This window comes from Erwinia sp. V71 (assembly GCF_965644245.1).
Taxonomy (GTDB): domain Bacteria; phylum Pseudomonadota; class Gammaproteobacteria; order Enterobacterales; family Enterobacteriaceae; genus Erwinia.
Map to the genome: position 1 here is coordinate 1 of NZ_CBFFRK010000262.1, position 911 is coordinate 911.

At 41.6% G+C, this 911-nt stretch carries 1 pseudogene; it reads left to right on the forward strand.

Features of this window, described 5'->3' with window-relative positions:
- Positions 1-605: 605 nt before the first annotated feature.
- Positions 606-836, forward strand: a pseudogene (locus ACSZO1_RS22535) (serine protease); the annotation flags it as partial.
- Positions 837-911: the final 75 nt, after the last annotated feature.

A 911-nucleotide genomic window follows, 5' to 3' on the forward strand; every position in this document is an offset into this window, starting at 1 on the left:
GCGGGCATCGTGAAAAGTCTATGTCAAAGAAAGAGTTATGTTCTCATAATTGACGATTAAATCGCACCTTCCTTAGCCAGTAATAATACTGAACTATGGGTCAGGTTATTTCATGCGAATCATTTACATTTAACGTACCGAAATAGTTAAAATTCAGTATAGCCATCTGGACCTGTACAAAAATGCTGGTTGTTAATGTTACGTCAAACCTATGACAAAATATTTCATGCCAAATTAACACAAAATATGCAGAACATAACGCTACACAACAACGATAATGCGGGAGATTGAAGTATCAGATTAACTTATCCCTGATTTATTATAATTTTTTTAAATCCTGGATTTTTGCAGGGGTTGTACAGAAATAAATAGTGTGTAGAATTTGAGCTGGTGATAAATCAGGCAACGACCTGAAGGTATATTTAAAAAACACCTTTAAATATCCACACTGGCAGTACTTAAAAATATTAATTTTGCTTTATGAAAATCCAATAACGCGGCGGGCCTGCCCGACGTAAATAACGCTAATCCGATTAGCGATAAGTTTGCATGTCACGAGTCTTCACCAGGGATTTTCGACATGCATGATAGTGAAGTAAGAGACCATGAAAAAACTGACAATTGTGCCAGCTTTAGCCGCGCTATTGCTGACAGGCTGCTCTGTAGGCAAATATGAATACAGCAGCGAAGCCCTGAAACGTGTAGATATGAACTTCACGGGTATTCCCACGATCCTCGGTGCCGGATCGCTAGGCAGCAGTATCCCCATCACTCCGGAATACAGCCTGACCGCAGCACACGTCGCGAAAGTGTCTGTGCAGAAGGTAAAGGCGTACCGGCGGATTCAAGTTCGAAGTGCAACGCTAAGCCGCCTGTCTTAACTCTGCAAAGACCACTGAAGGCTGCCGGAA